Here is a 20,321-nt window from a genome sequence, read left to right on the forward strand (position 1 = left end):
ACTTTGCTCGCGTGGAGCTGCGCCCAAGAGAAACCGTCGCCGCCGCGAAAACACGGGTGCAGCCATGGCTCGATTCGATTCCCTTGCCTGCCGGTACCCGCCTGGCGCTCATGGAACTCGACGACCACGATCCGGATACCGGAAGAACGACCATCTTGGGATTGCGCACTGTCCTGCTGCGAGGCCCCGCCATTGTCGGCACGGGCGACGTTTCTCAGGCGCTGGCCGAGCAAATCGAAGGCAACGATTTCCTCAGCATCACCTTGACGCCCGATGCGGCGCGGCGCTTCGAAGAGGCCACCGCCGAATGGCAGAAACGCCGTATCGCTATTCTCATCGACGGCGCCGTCGATTCGGCCCCTGTCGTTCTATCGAAAATCTCGCGCGGAAAGATTCGCCTGACCCCAGGCGCGAATCCCGAAGAGCGAAGGGCGCTCGTGGCACGGCTGGCCGACCGCTTGACTCATCCCGCCGCAAAATAACGCCCGCAAAGATCGCTGCCCGTACTCGAACAACGTCGCGTCCCCGGCCGAGATCAGTTGAACGTAATGGGAAACCCTCGACACGATGGGCAATCGCGAACCACGGAGTTGCCCGGTACCAGTTGCCCCCCACGGCCAAATTCAAGAGGATATAATGGGTTGGGCGTCCTCGCCTTGCGTGGGCGCCGAACACCCGAACGCGTTCGTGCCCAGTACGAAAAGCCCTACCCACTTCACGTATGGGATCGAATCCAAGAAATATTTTCTCATTCGTTCTTCCGTTTCCGGGAAAGGGACACGGGCAGTCATATTTCGGATATCCTGCCGATCGAGCGCGGCGACCCAACACGGTATCCGTGCGTTCGCTTTGCTATGTATTAACTTCGATCGGGAAACAAATTAATTCTACCCTGCCTGCCGTTAGGCCAATACGGATATTCGTCCTACCGCAAACGCTTGCGTCGATGTCGAAATGCAATGACCCGTTTTCTTCGTTCGCGCGATGCCGCGGAGCGGCACTATGCACGACCATATCCAACTTGGTCTGGGCGGTTGCGACCGAATCGAAACGATCGCGCCGATCCATAACGCGAGACAATCGCGTGCAGAACGCATTCGTCCACGTCGAGTCGCGATCATCCTCCGGACCGCAGGTCGACGGTTCTGCGCGCAAGCTCACGCGTAGTGCACGCCCCCGTTCATGCACCGCGTCAGCCATGAGATCGCCGGTTTCGAGCAAGGCGCCTCGACCGTTCTACCCCGCAGAAGGCAGACGCCCGCGAGCTCTTGTCCATCGCCACCGGCGCTTCCTGGCTATACTGAACCAACACAAAGGGGGTTCGCGATGAGCACCACCGTTGGACAGATTCTCCAGACCAAGCCGGACTCGGGCCGCACCGTCTACACCATTTCCAAAACGGACTCCGTCTACGAAGCCATCAAGCTCATGGCGGAAAAGGGAATTGGCGCACTGCTGGTCTTGGACGGCGACACCGTCGCGGGCATCGTGACGGAGCGGGATTATGCGCGCAAAGTCGTGCTGAGGGATCGCTCGTCCAAGGACACACGGGTCGAACAGATCATGACGGCCTCGGTGCGTTACGTGAGCCCGCAGCAAACCAGCGACGAATGCATGGCGCTGATGACCGAGCGCCGCATGCGCCATTTGCCGGTCATGGACAAGGGCCAGCTGGTGGGCATCGTATCCATCGGCGATCTCGTCAAAAGTGTGATCGCCGACCAGCAATTCATCATTAGCCAACTCGAACATTACATCCACGGCTGAAACCGAGGTAAGCGAGCTCGTGCGGGCAGTCGATGCACTTGCGGCGTCCACGCGCGGCAAAATGGGCTAGTTTGTACTCAACCCGACATGCCCCAATACCGATCCCGTACCTCCACCGCAGGCCGCAACATGGCGGGCGCACGCGCCCTCTGGCGTGCAACCGGAATGAAAGATGACGACTTCGACAAACCGATCGTCGCCATCTCCAATTCATTCACCCAGTTCGTTCCTGGCCACGTGCACCTACAGGATCTCGGCCAACTGGTCGCTCGCGAGGTGGAAAGGGCGGGCGGCGTCGCCAAAGAGTTCAACACCATTGCGATCGACGATGGCATCGCCATGGGCCATGGCGGCATGCTCTACAGCTTGCCCAGCCGCGACCTCATCGCCGACTCGGTCGAATATATGGTGAATGCGCACACGGCGGACGCGCTGGTGTGCATCTCCAACTGCGACAAGATCACACCGGGTATGCTCATGGCTGCGCTGCGGCTCAACATCCCGGTGGTGTTCGTCTCGGGCGGGCCCATGGAGGCTGGCAAGGTGAACTGGGGCGAAAAGACCCGGCACCTCGATTTGATCGACGCCATGATCGATGCGGCGAACCCGAAGGTGAGCGATGCCGAAGTCGCCGCCGTGGAGCGCTCGGCGTGTCCGACGTGCGGATCGTGCTCGGGCATGTTCACGGCCAATTCGATGAATTGCCTCACCGAAGCGCTCGGGCTTTCGCTTCCGGGCAATGGTTCGATGCTGGCCACGCACGCCGATCGCAAGGAGCTTTTCTTGCGCGCCGGCCGCCTCGTGGTGGAATTGGCCAAGCGCTATTACGAGCAGAATGACGAGTCGGTGTTGCCGCGCAACATCGCCACCTTCGAGGCTTTCGAAAATGCGATGAGCCTCGATGTCGCCATGGGCGGCTCGACCAACACGGTGCTGCACCTGCTCGCCGCGGCGTTCGAAGGGGGTGTGCCCTTCAAGATGGCGGACATCGACCGCATCTCGCGCCGCGTGCCCTGCCTGGCAAAGGTCGCTCCCGCCACGCAGAAGTACCATATGGAGGACGTGCACCGCGCCGGCGGTGTCATCGGTATTCTCGCCGAGCTCGATCGCGCGGGCCTCCTGCACCGCGATGCCCGCACCGTCCATAGCGCGTCGATGGGTGCTGCCATCGACGAGTGGGACGTGATCCGGCAAGCGACGGATTCGCCCGCGGTGACCTTCTACCGCGCCGCCCCGGGCGGGGTGCCGACGCAAACGGCGTTCAGCCAATCGAGGCGCTATCCGACGTTGGACACGGACCGCGCGGGCGGATGCATCCGCAACAAAGAGAACGCCTATTCGCAAGACGGCGGCCTGGCCGTGCTCACGGGCAACATCGCCGAACGCGGCTGCATCGTGAAGACCGCCGGCGTCGAAGAATCGATTCTCAAGTTCGCCGGACGCGCCCGCGTCTACGAGAGCCAAGACGCCGCCGTCACCGCCATTCTGTCCGACGAAGTGGTCGCCGGCGATGTCGTGGTCATCCGCTACGAGGGCCCCAAAGGCGGCCCGGGTATGCAGGAAATGCTTTATCCAACTTCGTATTTGAAGTCGAAAGGGTTGGGCAAGGTCTGCGCGCTGCTGACCGATGGCCGCTTCTCCGGCGGCACATCAGGACTATCCATCGGACACGCCAGCCCCGAGGCCGCGGAAAAGGGCGCCATTGCCTTGGTCGAAGAAGGCGATCGCATCGAGATCGATATCCCGAACCGCACGATCCATTTGGCCATCTCCGACGAAACCTTGTCGGCCCGCCGCGCCGCCATGGAGGCCAAAGGCCCCAAAGCCTGGAAGCCCGTCCATCGCGATCGCATCGTGAGCCCCGCCCTGCGCGCCTACGCCGCCATGACGACCAGCTCCGACACCGGCGCCGTCCGCGACGTCAGCCAGGTGGAGCGAAAATAACCTTAGATTCAACGAAACAATCGCGCTGGGAGGGTCGATTTTACATCAGCATGCCCCTCCCAAGCTTCGAGCGCGTGGCCCTCCTCTATGATCGGGCGCTCTTTCTCGATGCCTATGCGTTGCTGACCGAATTGGGTGCGCCGGAAGAGCTGCCTGTCGGGCGCGAGAGCGTCGTGGGGGCACGCCTGGTGCATCATCTCGGGGCGCCAAAGCGCGCGCGACGGCTTTTTCTTTCGGCCTATCGGCGCAACCCGCGCGATCCCTGGGCACGCGTCGCGGTCGAATACATTCGCGGAGAGCTGCGGGGGTCGTGGGCGATACTCGAATCGCTGAACGCCCGGCCCCTCGACGGCGATGGGGAGCACCTCGTCATTCCGCGAGGGGATGCCCTCGAACTCGAGGTTCTGACGAACATCGAATACCGAGACTTCGCCGCCGCCGAGGCCGGATTCGCGCGCTGGGCCCAGCTCGAGGGCGAGGCCAATCCGGATTGGCTCTACGCACGCGCCCACTGGCTCGAGCGCATGGATCGGCTCGAGGAAAGCCTCGAGCTTGCACGACGTGCGCGTCTTGCGCACCCCCAACATCGGCGCCTCCTGCTCTACACGGGGCAGCTTCTTGCCCTATCCGGCCGGCCCGACGAAGCACTCGCGCTGTTCACGGGCGCGCTCGACACGATGCAATCCTCCGACGTGGCCCAGATGACGTACATGGTGGCCATGGCGCTCGAAGCCCATTCCGAAGCGGTGCGCGCCGCCCGGCGATGGGCCGAGCTCAGTCCATTGGCCGAGCCCGACGTGGCTGCGGCGATCCAGCGCAGGCTCGAGGAAGCCCAGAGTCGCCTAGATGGGTCAGGCGAGGTCCGCGCGCAAAAATGCCGGCTCGATGTGCCCTTCGTCCGGCAGCATCACCTCACGTGCGCGCCGGCCACACTCAGTGCACTGTGCACCTTTTTCGACCGCCCCGCCGAACACGTCGAGGTGGCCGACCGTATCTGTTACGCCGGCACGCCGGCCCATGCCGAACGTGCGTGGGCGGAGGAGCACGCATTCGTCGCGCGCGAATTCACCCTGACTTGGGAAACGGCCTGCGCCCTTTTGGACCGCGGCCTCCCGTTCCAGGTCTCCACCTTCGTTCCGGGATCCGGACACGCGCAAGCCGTAATGGGCTACGACGCGGGCGCGCGCACCCTGGTGCTGCGCGATCCGACGATTCCTCTGCCGTTGCACGTGGACGCACCATCTTTTCTCGAGCGGTTCCGCCATAGCGGCCCGCGCGCCATGGTGCTCGTTCCGTCCGAGCAGGCGAACCGGCTCGAAGGCATCGCGCTCCCCGATGCTGCCCTTTACGACGAGCTCCATGTGTTGGAACGCGCGCTCTCGAAGCAAGATCGCGAGGCGGCCCACGCATCGTGTGCACGCATGAGGGACGCGGCGCCGGGCCATCGGCTCACGCGTGCGGCGCGGCGGGCCATCGCGAACTACGATGGCAATGTCGCGGAGCTGCTCGGCATGGCCAAGGAAGCCTTCGCCCTCGATCCGACGAATGACCTCGCGCGCTTCGACGTGGTGAGCACCTCGGGCACGTTCGAAGCTCGCACCGAGCGCATCGTTCACCTCACGGAGGCGGCGCGCGATTGCGGCACATCGTACGCGTTTCAACTACGCCTCGCCGTCGAGCTGGCGGCGGATTCGCGCGAGCATGGGCGGGCACGCCGTGCCCTGCGGGAGGTGCTCGCGCAGCACGCCGAGTCGGCCGACGCGCTGGACCTTCTCGGCCAAATGGCCTGGACGGAAGGGCAAACGGCGCGCGCGCTTCACCGCTTTCGCCTGGCCGCATGCGTGGCCCCCACCGACGATGCGCGGGTTCGAAACTACGTCATGGCGACGCAACGCGCAGGGCGAGCGCACGAAGCGCTGCCCATGCTTCGCGAACGCGTCGCCCGGTTCGGGCTTCGATCGACCGAGCCCGCGGTGCTCCTGGCCGAGCTCCTCGAGTACGGCCAAGAGCCCTCCGAGGCGCTGCGCGTGCTCGAAGCCGCGGAAAAAAGCCGTCCCGACGATGGAGAGGCCGCCCTGGCAGCCGCACGCCATCACGCGAAGTTGGGCCGCAGGCAAGAGGCACGCGCCGCCCTCGAGCGTGCCCACGGAAAGACGGATCGCATCTCATGGCTTCGCTCGGCCGCGTTGACGTCGGCGAGCCTCGGCACACCGGCCGAGAAGCAGGTCGCACTCTGGGAGGAGCTTGCGCAATTGGCGCCGCTCGACGTGCAAGCGCACATCACCCTGACCACGCTGCTTCAGCGCACACGCGGGCGGGAGGCGGCCATCGAGCACCTTCGAGCGCACCTCGCGCGCTTTCCGCACCACGTCCCGACCGCGCATCTTCTGCTCGAGTGGGTTCGCGACACGGATCCAGAACGGCGGGAAAGCGCCATTCGAAAGCGGCTCGCGACGGAACCCAACGATGCCTGGGCGCACCGAGAGCTCGCCCTGGCGTTGGCCGAGCGGCAGCGGTGGGATGAAGCGCGCGCCGCCATCGAGAAAGGCGCCTCCCTCGAACCGCGTTCGCTCTCGCTCGAGCTCACCCGCGCGTTGCTCGAGGACAAAATGGGCCGCCACGACGAAGCGCGCGCGGCCTACCGCGCAGGGCTCGACATCGATGCCGATGCGCCGGCAGCCATTTCGCGCTTGGTGTTGCTGACCCCCGTGGAGGAACGCGAAGCACTCCTGCGCGAGCTCTTTCAGGTGGCCGCGGCAGGGGCCATTGCCAGCCAGACGTTCTCGGTCCTTTACGAGATGGCACGGTTGAACCTCGCCCACGGAACGCTCGCCGAGCTCCTCGATGGCCTTCGTGAACGCCGCTCCGACGTGGCCGTCGTATGGGGGCTCTCGGTGCGCCACACGCTGGCCGTGTCGCCATCCAAAGCGGGCGAGCTCGCCGAAGAAGCCTTGTCGCGCTTTCCTCACGTGGACGCCATTCACCTGGACGCCGCGCGCGTTTGGGAGGGCGACCGCAAACTCGCGGCCCTCGAACGAGCCGTCGAGCTGGGGCCACAGAATGCGACGGCCGTGCTGCGGCTGAGCGAAGCGCTCGAGGCCCGGGGCGACCGCGAGCGGCTCGATGCCGTGCTCGCGCAAGCATGCCACCGCTCGAGTTTCGACCCCACCGTCGTCTTGCACGCCGCGCGTGTGAAGGCGCGCCGGGGCGAGGTGACCGAGGCCGTCGACGAGTTGGCCCGCGTTCTTGCACGCGATCCGGAGTGCGAGGTCGCGTGGGATGCCGTGCAGGAGTTCGCATCGTTCTCCGCCGAGGAGGGCATGCGCGTTCGTGAGATGGTGCAACGACTCGCCTTCGAGCATCCGTACAATGCGCACGCGCAAACGGCGCATGCCGCATTTCTCGCCTTCAACGGTGCCCCGGACGATGCGTGCGCCGTGCTGGAAGCCGCCCGCGAACGCATCCCGGGGACCTTCTCCCTGCGCGACGAGGCCGCGCGGATTCTCGCGCTGGTGGGACGAACCGACGACGCCTTGCGGATGTGCAGCCCGCTGAAGGACGAAGCGCGTTTGCCGGCTTCGCTTCGGGCGCGCGCGGCGTGGGTCCGTCTCGTGGCCGGCGACAAGATTCGCGGCATCAACGAGCTTCGCAATGTCCTTCGCGAGGAGCCGTCGTTGACGGGCGCGTGGCGCTGGCTCATCGATGCGCGGCTCGAGTTGCGGGCGCATCGGAACGCGCTCGTATCGGCGAGGAAGCTGGCGGCCATCGCGCCCTTCGAGCCGGGGGTGCAGGCCCGGCTCGGGCGGGCGCTGTTGGGCATGGGAAAGCGCGAGGAGGCCAAGGCGGCCATGCGGCGCGCGCTGGGGGCGGACCCCACGGACATGCGCATGGCGCTCACGCTGTTCCACATCGGCGTGGAAGATGGCGATCGCGATGCGGCATCGTTTGCGCTCGACCTGCTGCGGGTCCGGGTGCCCGAGGAGCGGCTTCTGAACTGCGAAGTTCGCGCGGCCATCGCACGCGGGGACGATGCCGATGCCGTGGCGCGTTTTCGCAGCGCGTGCCGCGATCCCCGCGCCCGGCCGAACTTCGTCGCTGCGGCGTACAGCACGTTGCTCGCGATGGGGCTCGGCCCCGACGCCAATCGGGCGCTCGAAGAAGCCGTGCTCTCGGGTGGAGACGTCAACGCGGCCACCGGGCGTCTCTGGGTGCGCACCCAAGCGCGGCGGCACGGCCTGGCGGTGGCGGAGCGCATGACCAGCCTTCCGGCATCGAGCGGCGCGGGACGGAGCACCGCCATGGCGTTTTGCGATCTCCTCGCCGAGTATTCGCAGCGCGATGTTCTGGCGCAATTGCGGGCCCACGGCGAGTGGCTTCGCGCCGACGACGTTGGCTGGAGTGCCGCCTTCACGCCATTGCTCGCGCACCGGCGCTTCGTCCGGGCGCTCCTCTGGTCTCGGGGCTGGCGCGACCGAAGGCAGGCGTCCCCCGAGCATTTGCACGATTTGGCGCTCGCATTGCGGGCGCTCGGCTTTCGCGGAAACGCCATCGCCGTGAGCCGGGCCGCCCTACGCCGCGACGACTGCGAGCCTCGAGCACTCACCGGCCACCGCGCATGGCTCGCCTTCGAAGAGGCCGTGGCCAAACGGCCGTCGGAGGCGAATTCCCTATTGGCGGCCATCGACGACGCGGTCGAAGAAGGCGTGGACGATAGCGCGTACCCCGCCATTTCGAGGCAGGTCGCCCATCTCGCCCGGGCGCTGGTCGACGTGCAAACCGGCTCGGCATCGGACCGATCCAAAAAGATCACATTGGCGCGGGAGGCGATTCAATCGCTCACCGGGAATCCGCGCACGCGCACCTTCGTATCCGGCGTCGCGAGGCGGGCACGTTTTCACTTGGTGTGGTACGGCCAATTCGGCGCCCTGTTCGACGGCCACGTTCCGTCGATTCGCTCGTTGAAAAAGGGCTGGATCCCCATCGTCATCGTGCTCCTCACGGCGATTCGCTTGTCCAACGATGACAACAAGTTCCGTCTGGTCGCGATTGCCCTCTTGGGCCCCATCATGGCCCTCGTCGTCCTTTTCCTGGCGGTCCGCGCCATGTTTGCGAGGCACTGAGCATGTCGCGCCTTCTAGAAGCCACACGCAAGCGCTTTGGGGCAGCTCCCCGTTCTCTCTCCCTCCGCGTAGGCGCGCCTACATGGCTCGGCGAAAACGACGCCCTGGCCACCGCCCATCGGCAATATCCAAGGCTCCTCAGCGAGGGCCATATCGTACTGGGCTACGTGGTCATGGCGAACGTCGCCATGTTTCGACTCGGCCCCGACTCCCTTCCAGGCTTCGTCCTCCATCCGCGCGATCCAGCCCTGGTCGTCGAACTCGACGAACTCGAGCGGGCCGGCGAAGCCATCGCGGCGATTCGAGACTTGGAGCCGGTCGACAAAGACCTGGACCAACTGGCCAGCCTCCTCCGAGCTGGTCACGAGCGCTTCTTCTCCCTTCCCGTACCACCGGCATTGACACAGGGGCGCCCGCTGTTCGTCTCCAGTGCCCTTCTCTACCGCGCCCACCTGCCGATACCGCGATTGGTGGCAAAACTATTGCCCATGCTCGTCTGCAAAGGCCTCAAGGAAGTGGCGCCTCTCCCGGCCTCGTGCTGGGCACCGGACCTGCTCGACGCCTGGAACGATATGGCGGCCATTTAGGACGCCAATAGAGGCCTTACGAGCTCGATGAGGGCCTGGCGCAGCCAGCGGTGCAGTGGATCGTCCTCCGAGCGCACGTGCCACACCAAGGACAAATCGAGTTGGGGCGTGGGCAATGGCGGCGGGAAGAGGTGGAACCGGCCGTCGGCCGCGGCTCGTTTGGCGGTGCGCGTGGGCAATGTGGTGACGAAATCGGTATTTGCAATCACCTCGGGGGCGATGAGAAAGTGCGGCACGATGGCAGCGACGCGCCGGCTCAGGCCACGTTCGGCGAGCACGGTGTCCATCATGGCGGGCCCCCGGCCCTGAGGGGAAACGAGGACATGGCCATACGAGATGTATTCGCGCACCGTGGGCCGTTTTTTCTTGGCCAATGGGTGCCCTCGACGAACCATGCCGGTCATCGTATCCACGAAGAGCGGGGCCACGCGTAAACTGGAATCCGCTCGTACGAAGGGGGCCAATACGACGTCGGCATCGCCCGAATTCAGGTGTTCGGCGACATCCGAGACCAGCGGTTGCACGCGCACGGTCACGCCCGGCGCACTCGATGCAAGCTCCCGAACGAGGGCCGGCACGAGCAGCATTTGCGTGTAATCGCTGGTCACGACATTCCACGTCAGCAATGCCGACTTCGGATCGAACTCGGAGCCGGCGAGCAACGCGCGCACGCCATCGAGCATGGCCTCGAGACGGCCGCTCATGGCGAGCGTTCGCTTCGTGGGCACCATGCCATCGCGCGTGCGCACGAACAATGGATCGTCGAAGAGCACGCGAAGCCTACCCAGCGCCGAACTCGTGGCCGACTGCGACAGGCCCACCCGCCGAGCCGCCCGCGTCACATTTCGCTCTTTGATGAGCGCATCGAGCACCGTGAGCAGGTTCAAGTCGACCGCGGATATATTCATCGATGCAATAGTATCATACCATTATCCACGTGGTAGATAAGTGAGATTCATTCTATGGTTTGGACTCATACGGCACCGCTCCCTAGACAGAAGCTCATGAATGTCTTTCTGACCGGGGGCACGGGTTACATCGGCGGGGCCGTGGCGGGGGAACTCGAACGAGCCGGCCACCGCGTCCGACCCTTGGTGCACCGGCCGGAAAAAGTGAGCGAGCAGGGTGCGCTGGGACGCGAGGTCGTCGAGGGAAGCCTCCACGATCCCGTGCTCCTGGAGACCGCCGCGCGACGGGCGGATGCCGTCATCCACACCGCGTCCACCAATGGTCCCGACGCGGGCGAGGTGGATCTCCTCGCCGTGCGCGCGATCCTCGCCGGGCTCAACGGCACGGGTAAGCTGTTCATCTACACCAGCGGTTCCTGGGTCTACGGAAACACCGGCGAAGCCATGGTGGACGAGACCTCGCCCTTGGCCCCCGCGGCACTCGTCGCATGGCGGGTACCGGTGGAGGACGAGATCCTCGCCGCCGCGCGCGAGCGCAATGTTCGGGCGGTGGTCATTCGCCCCACCATCGTGTACGGACGCGGAGGCGGCATTCCAGGGCTGCTGGTCGCCAACGGCCGTCGAGACGGTATCGTGCGCCACGTTGGCCCGAGCACCACGCGCTGGTCGCTCGTTCACGTCGACGATCTCGCCTCTCTCTACGTCCGCGCCCTGGAGCGCGCCCCCGCGGGCATCGTCCTCACGGCGGCAAGCGACGAGCGGCTCTCGGTGGGCGACATCGCACGCGCCGCGAGCGAAGCCGCCGGCTACCCGGGCCGCGTCGCAGAGTGGCCGCTCGAGCGCGCGCGCGAATCCATGGGCCCCTTTGCGGATGCACTTGCGCTCACGCAACGGGTCGCCTCACCCAAGGCACGTTTGCTGTTGGGATGGGCGCCAAAAGGCCCTTCCCTTCTCGAAGATCTGCTGCGGGGTTCGTATCGCACCCGCGGGCCAGAAAAATTGATTGCATAGCTAACCATCTACGCTAGACTGGTCCCCATGTTCGAGCACTGCCTCTACTTCAACACGACCGCGCTGGCGCGCGTGGTCGAGCGGGAGTGGGCAGCCGCGTTCAAACCGTTCGACCTGACCCCGCCGCAGGCGTTCATGCTCCGGCTGGTCCTCTCCCGACCCGGCCTGTCGCCGCACGAACTCGCCTCCGAGCTGACCATCGCGCGCCCTACGGCCACACGCCTGCTCGATGGCCTGCAGAACCTCGGCTTCGTCGAGCGGCGTCAGGCCGAGTTCGACGCGCGCCATTGGGAGGTGCACCCAACGGCCGCCGCGCGAAAGATCCAAACCGCACTCCATGCGGCGAGCGGGGAGGTCACGCAGCGCATCCAGCGTGAAATCGGAAAAGAGCACTTCGCAGACACCGTTCGCAAGGTGCGAGACGTCTGCTCGGCCCTCAAATAGGGGCTGCCTTTTTATTTACCCATATGATTGCATAGCTAACTATTTACCACCCGCCGGAGATCGTCATGCCCATTCTCACCGTCAAGGTCAGCCAACCCGCGAGCCCTTCTTTGAACAAGGCCATTTCGGAAATGCTGCTCGAGCGCACCACCCGAATCCTGCGCAAGAAGCGCGAACTCACCGCCATCGTCATCGATTACGTGCCGCCCGAAAATTGGATCGTGGGAGGCGCCACCTTGGCCGCGCAGGGCAAAAACAGCTTCTACTTCGACATCAAGGTGGTCGATGGAACGAACACCAAAGACGAAAAGGCACAGTACATCGCCGAGTGCTTCGAGGCCTTCGGCGAGCTTCTGGGGCCTTTGCACGAGGAAAGCTACATTTACGTCCAGGAGGTGTCGGCCGACGCCTATGGTTTCGGCGGGGCGACACAGGAATTTCGCTACATTCGCTCGAAGAGTTGAGCCCCCGTCGGACGTCGAGGGCATTCTCTTCTCCCCCTCGACGTCCGAGCCTTCACATCTTCAATTGTTGACGCTACCTCCACCGCCCCCCGGCGTCGTGGGTCCGGTCGGTAACCCCGGGAACCCGGGGAAGGACGGCAAGGACGGAGGAACGGGCGTAAACCTATGGCCACCACCTCCGACGGGGCACGAATTGGTCACCTTCAGGTAACCGGAGAACGTCGCATCGAACGAGGCATTGAGCTTGCCCTCGGCCGCCACCGAGAGTTTGCCATGTTCGAGGTCGACGCTCAGACTCCCCACCACGTCGAGGGATGCTTTGAAATCCGCCTGAAATCCGGCTTCGACCTTCAGGCAAAGCCCGAGCGAGGCTTCGAAGCTGCCCTGGATGCTCGCTGCATAATCCAGCGCAAACCCGCCAATGAACTGCAAGTGCGCATTCGCATTGAGGGTGTCGAGGAATTTGATCTGCGCATCGAGGATCCCTTTCGCATCGACGGCGACGTTGATGTCCGTCTGGAGCTGAATCCCGGCGCGGGTGACCACGTCGATGGAGGCCGCGGGAGCGTTCTTGGCGGCCAAGGCACTCGAAAGGGTGCTCACCGTGGCATCCGCTTCCACTTTGGCCGCCTTTTGCACGGCAAGAAAGACACCCTTCTTGGCCGTCACCTGAATATCGGGCTTGGCGGTGCCGATGGCCGCATCGAATGACGCGCAGAGCGCCGAGTCGAAGACCAGCGACGACTCCGCCTTGGCATTGGCGTGGATGTCGACCGAGGCGCCATAACGGACATTGGCATTCAGAGAAGCCGTCGCCGCGGCCTGCGCATCCAGACCAAATGTGGTATCGAGCGATTCATTCAGCGATACCGCAGCATCGATCTGCGTTTGCCGAATGGCCCGTGCATCGACGCTGACCTTGGCATTCGCGAGAGATCGCGCCTGCGCCTTGTGGGCCATGAGTCCCGCTTTGGCAACGGAGTGCACCAGTGTGCTCGGGTCGATTCCTGCGTTGGCGGCAGCGGCAATTCGCGCTTCCACGTTGGCATCGACGAATCGATGCAAGATGGCGGCGACGGAAACGGCCTCATCGCCGGAAATGGCACCTGAAATCGCGAGATCGACAAAGGCTTTTGCCTCGATGGAGCTCTCGGTCGAAATGGGCGCCGCGGTGATGGAGCCATCGGCTTCGTGCGAAATCGTTTCGAGAAGGGACGAGCCGACCACCTGACCCGAGGCATCGAGGGCCTCGACCACGACGATATCCGCGTTCGAATTCGTAGGAACGCGGATCGAATAAGAGCCATTGGCGGTCAATTCCGCACTACCTACCACGCGGAATTGACCGCCGACGAACGCCGACGCCCGCACCGACTTCGTCACCCCCAGTGTGCCCTGCCCGGCAAGGCCCGACGGCGTGCTTCCCGATCCTTGCGCCGTTACATGGCCCGAAATGGTCGAAAGAGGCAAAGCGCTCTTTCCCGCGTCATCTGCTGAATCGCCGGACGAGCAACCCATGACCAGTCCGGTTCCGACAATCGATGCAAGTACACCCCATCTCCTCGCCATCCTTCGCATGGCAGGCCTCCTTCGTTATTCATTCGTTGGGTCACGAACCGCGGCGCACGTGCGCTCGGGCAACCTTCGCGGGCCGCCAAAGCCAAATGTCGGTTCCTGATCTTCGAATGGCCACGATGGGTTGCCACTGATGTCGAAAAGCTGACGACCCGCCAAATTGGTGAGACAGGCGTCTCCCCGGGTAGGTCGCTGAATGTGCCGATTCAGCCGACTTTTCGGTCGCAATGAAGCTGTGCTGCGAAGGATGGGGCGGTGCCCTGCGAGCTGTAAAATTCCTCGATTCGGGTGTATTCAGACGTCCCAGCCGCGGTGCGGGCTATCGCGTTGCGGGCCGTCGAACTCCAGCCGTGGTGCGACGAGGGCCTCGTGCCCATCGTCGAACCTCACCCAATACGGAGGCGCGCCGTTCTCGCCGAGCACCTCGACGACTTCCCCGACACGCTCCGGCCGCCCCTGGCCCGCAGTCTTGACCCGGACCCGTTCCCCTCTACTGACCTGCATACTTCTTCATCTTGGACGTTGCAGACACCGCCATCGTTTCTCCCCAAACCACGCCGCCTCAACCTTGCCTCCGGCAGATTTTCACACGCCATGCGCAGCCGATTTCACGAAGGGCCCCTTCGACGACTTTCCATCGAGTACGTGCGCGATGACGCAGCCATGGCGGCGCTGCGGATGCGTGAGGAGGAACTCCGTATTTCGCTGCCTGCGTCATTCGTCGAGTGGTACGGCATGCAAGGCGGTATCGAGTTATTGCAACGTAATAGCAATTGCGACAATCCCGTCTTCATCGAGAGGCTTGGCGCGCCATTGGAGTGGCCCCGGGACGCCCCCACCGACTGTGTGGCCGGAGGACATCTCGTTTTCATGGTCGAGAATCAAGGTGTATGCATTTGGGCCGTCCAGCTCGGTCGACTCGATGATCCACCGGTGTTCGTCGCACGCGATCCTGATTGGGAATGGCGACCCTGTGCAGAGACATTCTCGGCATTCATGGAGTGCCAGGTCTGGGATCATGCGGAGATCTTCGCGGATGCGCGAATTTTGATTCAAGCGCAAGATGCGCCATTGCAAAGCGACGATTTGGCGTTTCTGCGCCGAAATTTCACGGAACGCACCGCCACGCGGGGATGGCCCGGCGACATTCAGTACCGTTTCGAACATGGCGAGACACGCCTGCTGCTCTGGGACGGCGAAGATCAGGCGGATTGGTGGATTTGCATGCAGACGGGCGAAAACTTGACAGAAATCGTCGAGAAACTTTGGAACTGCGGCGACCTGCGCACATCGCTCTGGAGCAACGATCCGCACGCGGAGGACGCGATCCAGAAGGTGCGCGCGTCGAAGCGGTAGATTGTTTCGTATCCGATTCGTGATGCGGTGTTCGAGAAACACCACCGCGACCGATGACTCCATTGCGCGCACAATATGGCATTGGCGTCATCGGCACACTGAACCGGTTGAGCCGAAATGCGATCCATTCATGCGATGCACGCAAATCACAGTGCGGCATTGATCATATCCATGTCGCACGACGTTGCCGCACTGCGTTCTCCGATCGCGATTGGGTGGCATGTCAATGTAGTATTGCTGCGCGAGCACATCGAATTGGGCAATCGCGATAAATCATTCTTCGAGCTTGACCCCAGAGCGCCAAACGATCAAAGTCACCGCGCCCACGTAACCCGTCGGGCCAGGTGCAATCGTCCGGTCAGTGAGAGTGGCGACTGAGCCATCGGCCTCCGACAATCCGATTCGACATCAAGGAGATTGCAATGGACAAGAACGTATTTCGTGGCTTGGCTGGCGTGGTTGCGGTCGTTGGACTTGGGCTCGTGAGTGCGAGCGCCGCGGGACTCCCCGGCGGTTCGACGCGCGAAATCTCCTTCATGCCCGACAACGATCTCGATCAAGAGGACAATCTCTTGGCTCCCACGGGCATCACGGAGCAGAAGTTCAATGAGGTCATTGCGGCGGGCCGCGCCCTCTACAACCCCATCGTGTCCTCGCTGGGTGGCCGCTTGGTCATCAACGCGCTTTGGACCAACAACACCGTCAACGCCAACGCTTCCCGCAGCGGCACGACGTGGACCGTCAATATGTACGGCGGCCTCGCGCGCCGCGCCGAGGTCACGGAGGATGGCTTTGCCGTCGTTCTCTGCCACGAGATTGGTCACCATCTCGGCGGCTACTTCTTCTACAGCAGCACCGACTGGGCCGCTGCCGAAGGCCAATCGGACTGGTACGCGACGCAGGCGTGTACGCGCCGTCTCTGGGTCAACGAGACGGCGAAGAATGCCACCTTCCGCAACACGGCCCCCGCCATCGTGAAGCAGAAGTGCGATGCCGAATGGGACACGACGGCGGAGCAGGACCTCTGCTACCGCAACGTCGTCGCCGGCAAGTCCGCGGCCGATCTTCTCGCCGCGCTCGGAGGCACCACGGCGAACTACAACACGCCCGACACCACCGTCGTCACCCGCACCAACACGGCCCACCCGCGCGCCCAATGCCGATTGGACACGTACATGACGGGCGCGCTCTGCACCGTGCAGGCCAATTTGAACGTGATCCCGGGCCTCAATGCCAGCGGCGGCCGCAACTCCGCCAACGCCGAGCGCGATGCCGCCAAGACCCGCTGCTTGCCCGCCAGCGCGGGATTGGGCACGCCGGGCTACAACGGCAAGAACGTCCCGACCTGCTGGTTCAAGCCGCAAGTCGCCGCCTTCGACGTCGAATAGTCTCTGCAACGAGTACGCGCGCCTCGGAGCTCTTGCTGGTCGAGGAGCCTGGGGCGCGCGGCTGCACTTCCTTCGAGTAGAATGTCGTAGCAACTTCGCGGTTCAAGCGCCCGATACATCGAGCATGAAATTCATCTCGATGGTTCTATTGAGCTCGTCGTTGGCGCTCGGCTGCTCTTCTTCTTCCGACGACCATGCGGATTGGCCGAAGAACATCGGTTGTCGTGCGCTCTATGGGTTGGATGGCGACGGGTGGACCGGGCCCGGGGACTGCTCGGACGGGCTCGATCACTGGAGCAAGTGGGGGGTGGACATGCAGGTCCAAGCCGGCCACACGACGAAGTCGGCCGAGGCCCTCGCTTCCGAGAGTTATGCGCTCTTGGCCGCTCGAGCAACGGATTCTACGCACTTCTTTTTCGAGCCAAGGCCGTTTCCGTTTGGGTCGCACGGAGGCTATTGGTTCGCCTGGTACGATTCGGGGCGCGCCACGTGCCTCTACTTTCTTGTCGAGCACGGCGTGCTCGTAGAAACATCGATCACCACGGGCGGCTTCTCCGAGGCCGAGAGCGCGAAGATGCTCTCGAGCATTCGCGTCCTTTGAGCGGAGTCAGTGGCCGTACCCGGCGGGCGCCAAAGCGGCCGCTGCAGCCGTGGGTTGGGGGGAGGACATCCTGGGATTCACTGCAGAAATCGCGGGGCACTGCGCGTAGGCGCGCTGGCATCAAGTGTCCGTGCTCTTGGCATCCCCTGTCCTTGTTCGAGTGAGGGCCGCGAACTAACACATCTGCCGTCTACGTGACGACGGGTGGCATGGAATCATTCACTCTCCTCGATCATCTCGCGAGGACGGCAAATACGCACTCCGATAAAATCGCCTATCATTTCCTGGGCGACGGAGAATCCGAATCGGCTCGCATCGCATTCGGTGAACTCGACGGGCGTGTAACCGCCGTGGCGAGAACGCTGCGCGAACGATACGACTCGGGAGATCGCGCGTTGCTCCTCTATTCTGCAGGCCTCGAATTCATCGTGGCCTTTCTCGGTTGCCTGCGCGCGGGCGTGGTCGCCGTCCCCTTCTATGCGCCGAGACCGCGCGAGGGAACGGACAAGGTCCTCGCCGTCGCCGCCCATTGCGGCGCCCGCGCCGTGCTTACCACCTCCGCCCTGCGCCCTCATTTGGAGCATCGTTTCGGTCGGGCCGGAGCTTCGAACGCCCTCGATTGGCTGGAAACCGACGCCCTTCCGGCGTCCGCGAGCCCCGTGCTTTTGCCACCCACCAACACGGAATTGGCATTCCTCCAGTACACCTCCGGCTCGACCGGCTCACCGAAGGGCGTCATGGTGAGCCACGCGAACATCCTCCAGAACGAGCGCATGATCGAGCGCGCCTTCGAGCACTCGCCCGAATCCATCGTCGTGGGCTGGCTGCCGTTCTTTCACGACATGGGGCTCATCGGAAATATGCTCCAACCCCTGTATCTGGGGGCTACGGGCATTTTCATGTCGCCCATGGCTTTTCTGCAGAAGCCGGTGCGCTGGCTCCGCGCCATTTCCAACTACCGTGCGACCACCAGCGGCGGACCGAATTTCGCATTCGACCTGTGCGTGGAAAAGATCACCCCCGATCAGTGCGAAGGGCTCGACCTGCGCTCCTGGAGTCTCGCCTTCAACGGGGCGGAGCCGGTCAAACGCGACACCCTCGAGCGCTTCACGCGCGCGTTCGAGCCCTATGGTTTCCGAAGGACATCGTTCTTTCCTTGTTACGGATTGGCCGAGGCGACGCTCTTCGTCACGGGCGGCCGGAGCCACGCAGGTACCGACGTCGTGAGTTGCGGCCGGCCCGAGGATGGCCTCGAGGTGGCCATCGTCGATCCCGAACGCCACGTTCGCTGCCCTCCGGGCCAGGTCGGCGAAATCTGGTTGCGAGGTCCCTCCGTCGCCTGCGGCTATTGGAACGAGCCATCGCCAGCCTTCTCCGCGGAGCTGTTCGAGCACGACGGCCGAACGCGCGAGGGCCCTTTTCTTCGCACGGGCGATCTCGGCTTTCTCGACGATGGTGAGCTTTACGTCACCGGCCGCATCAAAGACATTCTCATCGTGCGCGGGCGCAAATACCATCCGCACGACATCGAACGCACCGTCGAGGGCTGCCACGCCGCGCTCAAACCGGCGGCAAGTGCAGCCTTCACCGCCGATGGAATGGGCCGCGAACGGCTGGTGATCCTACAGGAAGTGCGCAAAGAGCATGTGCGCCGATTCGATGGTCGCGAGATCCTCGGCAACGTTCGCGAGGCCGTCGCTTCCCAACATGGACTGACGGTCGATATGTTGATCCTGATGCCGCCTGGCGGCGTCCTACGGACGTCGAGCGGCAAGGTTCGCCGGAGCGCGTGCCGCCAAGGCGTGCTCGATGGCTCGCTCCTCCAATCGTCGCTCGCCACCTTCGGGCGGCTGTCCGGCGAAAAAGCCCTCATCGAAGGGGAACGTTCATGTTCGTGAAATCCATACGAGAACCCGACGCGCTGGAGTTGGATATTCCGGGCGAAGATCCCGGAGCATCGGCCGAGAACCGCGCCGCCACGAAGTTCGAAACGCGCGCGCCCGCCAGCCGCACCGTGGATCTGACCTTCGCCGTCATCGTCACCTTTTTTCCGCCCATCGCTTTCGCCGGCGCCCTCTATTTGCATTTTCAAGGCTGGTACCGCATTGGATTCATCGACATCGCCTTGATGCTGATGATGTGGTTTTTGAGCGTCACCGGCATCGAAGTTGGCTATCACCGCCTCTTTTCGCATTGCTCGTACAAAGCGCACCCCGCCGTGCGCCGCACCTTGGCTGCATTGGGATCCATGGGCTTCCAGGGCCCGGTCATCTGGTGGGCATCCATCCACCGCAAGCACCACCGCACCAGCGACAAGCCCGGCGATCCCCACTCCATGTACCTCTTTGGGACCGGTCCGTGGGCGCTCTTTCGCGGCTTCATTCACTCCCACGTGGGCTGGATCTGGACCGGATCGAGCATCCGCTTTCGCGGCCTGGAGCGGTACGTGTCGGATCTGTACCGCGACGAGGACATCTTCCGCGTCCACATGCACTATTTCCGTTGGCTCGCGGCGGGCTTCATCGTCCCGGCCATCATCGGCGGGGTGGTGCGCGGCTCGTGGCAAGGCGCCTTTCTCGGGTTTCTCTGGGGCGGATTCGTGCGGGTGTTCTTCATGAATCACTTGACCTATTGGTGCACGAATACGGTCACCCACAGCCGGCTTGGCAGGCGCGCGTACCATACGTCGGATCGGAGCAGCAACAGCTTGCTGCTGGCCATTCCCACCCTCGGGCAAACATTCCACAACAACCATCACGCGTTTCCGAGCTCCGCCATCATGGGCCACGAGTGGTGGCAAATCGATGTCGGCACCTGGATTTTACGCGCCCTCGAGCGCCTTGGATGGGTGTGGGACGTGCGCGTGCCCGACGAACGAATGATGGCCAAAAAGCGCATTGTCGAACGAAACGAGGAACATCGCACATGACCAAAGAACACATTCAGGACTGGCTAATCACCGCGTTCGCGCGCGTGCTCGAAATCGCCCCCGAGGAGCTGGACACGTCCATTCCCTTCGAACGCTATGGCATCGATTCGGCCTTCGCGGTGCAGCTCACCGGCGATCTCGAGAAGCTCCTCGGCCGGAGTCTATCCCCTACCCTGCTGTACGATTATCCAAGCATCGATTTGCTCAGTGCCCACCTCGCGTGAATG

At 63.7% G+C, this 20,321-nt stretch carries 17 protein-coding genes; 14 read left to right on the forward strand and 3 right to left on the reverse strand.

Annotated elements, in window-relative coordinates:
• The first annotated feature begins 11 nt into the window (after positions 1-11).
• The 5 genes from LZC95_33765 (at position 12) to LZC95_33785 (ending at position 9,418) form a co-directional block, all read left to right on the forward strand.
• Entirely contained in the window at positions 12-482 is a 471-nt protein-coding gene (locus LZC95_33765; protein WXA91412.1) for a hypothetical protein, read from the forward strand.
• 844 nt (positions 483-1,326) lie between these two features.
• Positions 1,327-1,767 (forward strand): CBS domain-containing protein, encoded by a 441-nt coding sequence (locus LZC95_33770; protein ID WXA91413.1) that lies wholly within the window; start codon positions 1,327-1,329, stop codon positions 1,765-1,767.
• 87 nt (positions 1,768-1,854) lie between these two features.
• On the forward strand, positions 1,855-3,711 hold the full coding sequence (gene ilvD / locus LZC95_33775; protein WXA91414.1) for a dihydroxy-acid dehydratase: 1,857 nt from the start codon (positions 1,855-1,857) through the stop codon (positions 3,709-3,711).
• A gap of 74 nt (positions 3,712-3,785) precedes the next feature.
• The gene (locus LZC95_33780) at positions 3,786-8,831 is read left to right on the forward strand and encodes a C39 family peptidase (GenBank protein WXA91415.1); all 5,046 of its coding nucleotides are present in this window, start codon (positions 3,786-3,788) and stop codon (positions 8,829-8,831) included.
• A 2-nt stretch (positions 8,832-8,833) separates the two neighbouring features.
• Positions 8,834-9,418: a hypothetical protein gene (locus tag LZC95_33785; GenBank protein ID WXA91416.1), complete on the forward strand. Its 585-nt coding sequence runs from the start codon at positions 8,834-8,836 to the stop codon at positions 9,416-9,418.
• Here the strand turns inward: LZC95_33785 and LZC95_33790 are convergent.
• A complete protein-coding gene (locus LZC95_33790; protein ID WXA91417.1) occupies positions 9,415-10,326 on the reverse strand; it encodes a LysR family transcriptional regulator in 912 nt (303 codons plus the stop codon). The two genes, LZC95_33785 and LZC95_33790, sit on opposite strands and share 4 nt — an antisense overlap.
• A 96-nt stretch (positions 10,327-10,422) precedes the next feature.
• Here LZC95_33790 and LZC95_33795 point away from each other — a divergent pair, with 96 nt between their 5' ends.
• From LZC95_33795 to LZC95_33805, 3 genes are all read left to right on the forward strand, one after another.
• Positions 10,423-11,337 (forward strand): NAD-dependent epimerase/dehydratase family protein, encoded by a 915-nt coding sequence (locus tag LZC95_33795; protein WXA91418.1) that lies wholly within the window; start codon positions 10,423-10,425, stop codon positions 11,335-11,337.
• A gap of 27 nt (positions 11,338-11,364) precedes the next feature.
• Positions 11,365-11,781, forward strand: a complete 417-nt coding sequence (locus tag LZC95_33800; protein ID WXA91419.1) for a MarR family winged helix-turn-helix transcriptional regulator — start codon at positions 11,365-11,367, stop codon at positions 11,779-11,781.
• Between the two features lie 65 nt (positions 11,782-11,846).
• Positions 11,847-12,245, forward strand: a complete 399-nt coding sequence (locus LZC95_33805) for a 4-oxalocrotonate tautomerase (protein WXA91420.1) — start codon at positions 11,847-11,849, stop codon at positions 12,243-12,245.
• A 60-nt stretch (positions 12,246-12,305) separates the two neighbouring features.
• Here LZC95_33805 and LZC95_33810 read toward each other — a convergent pair whose 3' ends face one another.
• The gene (locus LZC95_33810; GenBank protein WXA91421.1) at positions 12,306-13,763 is read right to left on the reverse strand and encodes a hypothetical protein; all 1,458 of its coding nucleotides are present in this window, start codon (positions 13,761-13,763) and stop codon (positions 12,306-12,308) included.
• 351 nt (positions 13,764-14,114) lie between these two features.
• Positions 14,115-14,324 carry a DUF1918 domain-containing protein gene (locus LZC95_33815; GenBank protein ID WXA91422.1) on the reverse strand — a complete coding sequence of 70 codons (210 nt, stop codon included), beginning with the start codon at positions 14,322-14,324 and terminating at the stop codon, positions 14,115-14,117.
• A 159-nt stretch (positions 14,325-14,483) separates the two neighbouring features.
• Between LZC95_33815 and LZC95_33820 the strand changes: the two genes are divergently transcribed.
• From LZC95_33820 to LZC95_33845, 6 genes are all read left to right on the forward strand, one after another.
• Positions 14,484-15,176, forward strand: coding sequence for a hypothetical protein (locus tag LZC95_33820; GenBank protein ID WXA91423.1), 693 nt, complete (start codon positions 14,484-14,486; stop codon positions 15,174-15,176).
• Positions 15,177-15,598: 422 nt separating this feature from the next.
• The gene (locus LZC95_33825; GenBank protein WXA91424.1) at positions 15,599-16,564 is read left to right on the forward strand and encodes a hypothetical protein; all 966 of its coding nucleotides are present in this window, start codon (positions 15,599-15,601) and stop codon (positions 16,562-16,564) included.
• Positions 16,565-16,688: 124 nt separating this feature from the next.
• Positions 16,689-17,165, forward strand: a complete 477-nt coding sequence (locus LZC95_33830) for a hypothetical protein (GenBank protein ID WXA91425.1) — start codon at positions 16,689-16,691, stop codon at positions 17,163-17,165.
• Between the two features lie 209 nt (positions 17,166-17,374).
• Positions 17,375-19,063 carry a fatty acyl-AMP ligase gene (locus LZC95_33835; GenBank protein ID WXA91426.1) on the forward strand — a complete coding sequence of 563 codons (1,689 nt, stop codon included), beginning with the start codon at positions 17,375-17,377 and terminating at the stop codon, positions 19,061-19,063.
• Positions 19,060-20,094 carry a fatty acid desaturase gene (locus LZC95_33840; protein ID WXA91427.1) on the forward strand — a complete coding sequence of 345 codons (1,035 nt, stop codon included), beginning with the start codon at positions 19,060-19,062 and terminating at the stop codon, positions 20,092-20,094. The genes LZC95_33835 and LZC95_33840 overlap by 4 nt, the downstream gene beginning before the upstream one ends.
• Positions 20,091-20,318 (forward strand): acyl carrier protein, encoded by a 228-nt coding sequence (locus LZC95_33845; GenBank protein ID WXA91428.1) that lies wholly within the window; start codon positions 20,091-20,093, stop codon positions 20,316-20,318. The genes LZC95_33840 and LZC95_33845 overlap by 4 nt, the downstream gene beginning before the upstream one ends.
• Positions 20,319-20,321 lie beyond the last annotated feature (3 nt).

The sequence above is a fragment of the Sorangiineae bacterium MSr12523 genome, assembly GCA_037157775.1.
In the GTDB taxonomy this organism is placed as follows: domain Bacteria; phylum Myxococcota_A; class Polyangia; order Polyangiales; family Polyangiaceae; genus Pendulispora; species Pendulispora brunnea.

Coding starts and splice junctions, on each gene's coding strand:
- LZC95_33770 (WXA91413.1), top strand. CDS start 1,327: ATGAGCACCACCGTTGGACAGATTCTCCAGACCAAGCCGGACTCGGGC.
- ilvD (WXA91414.1), top strand. CDS start 1,855: ATGCCCCAATACCGATCCCGTACCTCCACCGCAGGCCGCAACATGGCG.
- LZC95_33785 (WXA91416.1), top strand. CDS start 8,834: ATGTCGCGCCTTCTAGAAGCCACACGCAAGCGCTTTGGGGCAGCTCCC.
- LZC95_33790 (WXA91417.1), bottom strand. CDS start 10,326: ATGAATATATCCGCGGTCGACTTGAACCTGCTCACGGTGCTCGATGCG.
- LZC95_33795 (WXA91418.1), top strand. CDS start 10,423: ATGAATGTCTTTCTGACCGGGGGCACGGGTTACATCGGCGGGGCCGTG.
- LZC95_33800 (WXA91419.1), top strand. CDS start 11,365: ATGTTCGAGCACTGCCTCTACTTCAACACGACCGCGCTGGCGCGCGTG.
- LZC95_33805 (WXA91420.1), top strand. CDS start 11,847: ATGCCCATTCTCACCGTCAAGGTCAGCCAACCCGCGAGCCCTTCTTTG.
- LZC95_33810 (WXA91421.1), bottom strand. CDS start 13,763: ATGGGTTGCTCGTCCGGCGATTCAGCAGATGACGCGGGAAAGAGCGCT.
- LZC95_33815 (WXA91422.1), bottom strand. CDS start 14,324: ATGCAGGTCAGTAGAGGGGAACGGGTCCGGGTCAAGACTGCGGGCCAG.
- LZC95_33820 (WXA91423.1), top strand. CDS start 14,484: ATGGCGGCGCTGCGGATGCGTGAGGAGGAACTCCGTATTTCGCTGCCT.
- LZC95_33825 (WXA91424.1), top strand. CDS start 15,599: ATGGACAAGAACGTATTTCGTGGCTTGGCTGGCGTGGTTGCGGTCGTT.
- LZC95_33830 (WXA91425.1), top strand. CDS start 16,689: ATGAAATTCATCTCGATGGTTCTATTGAGCTCGTCGTTGGCGCTCGGC.
- LZC95_33835 (WXA91426.1), top strand. CDS start 17,375: ATGGAATCATTCACTCTCCTCGATCATCTCGCGAGGACGGCAAATACG.
- LZC95_33845 (WXA91428.1), top strand. CDS start 20,091: ATGACCAAAGAACACATTCAGGACTGGCTAATCACCGCGTTCGCGCGC.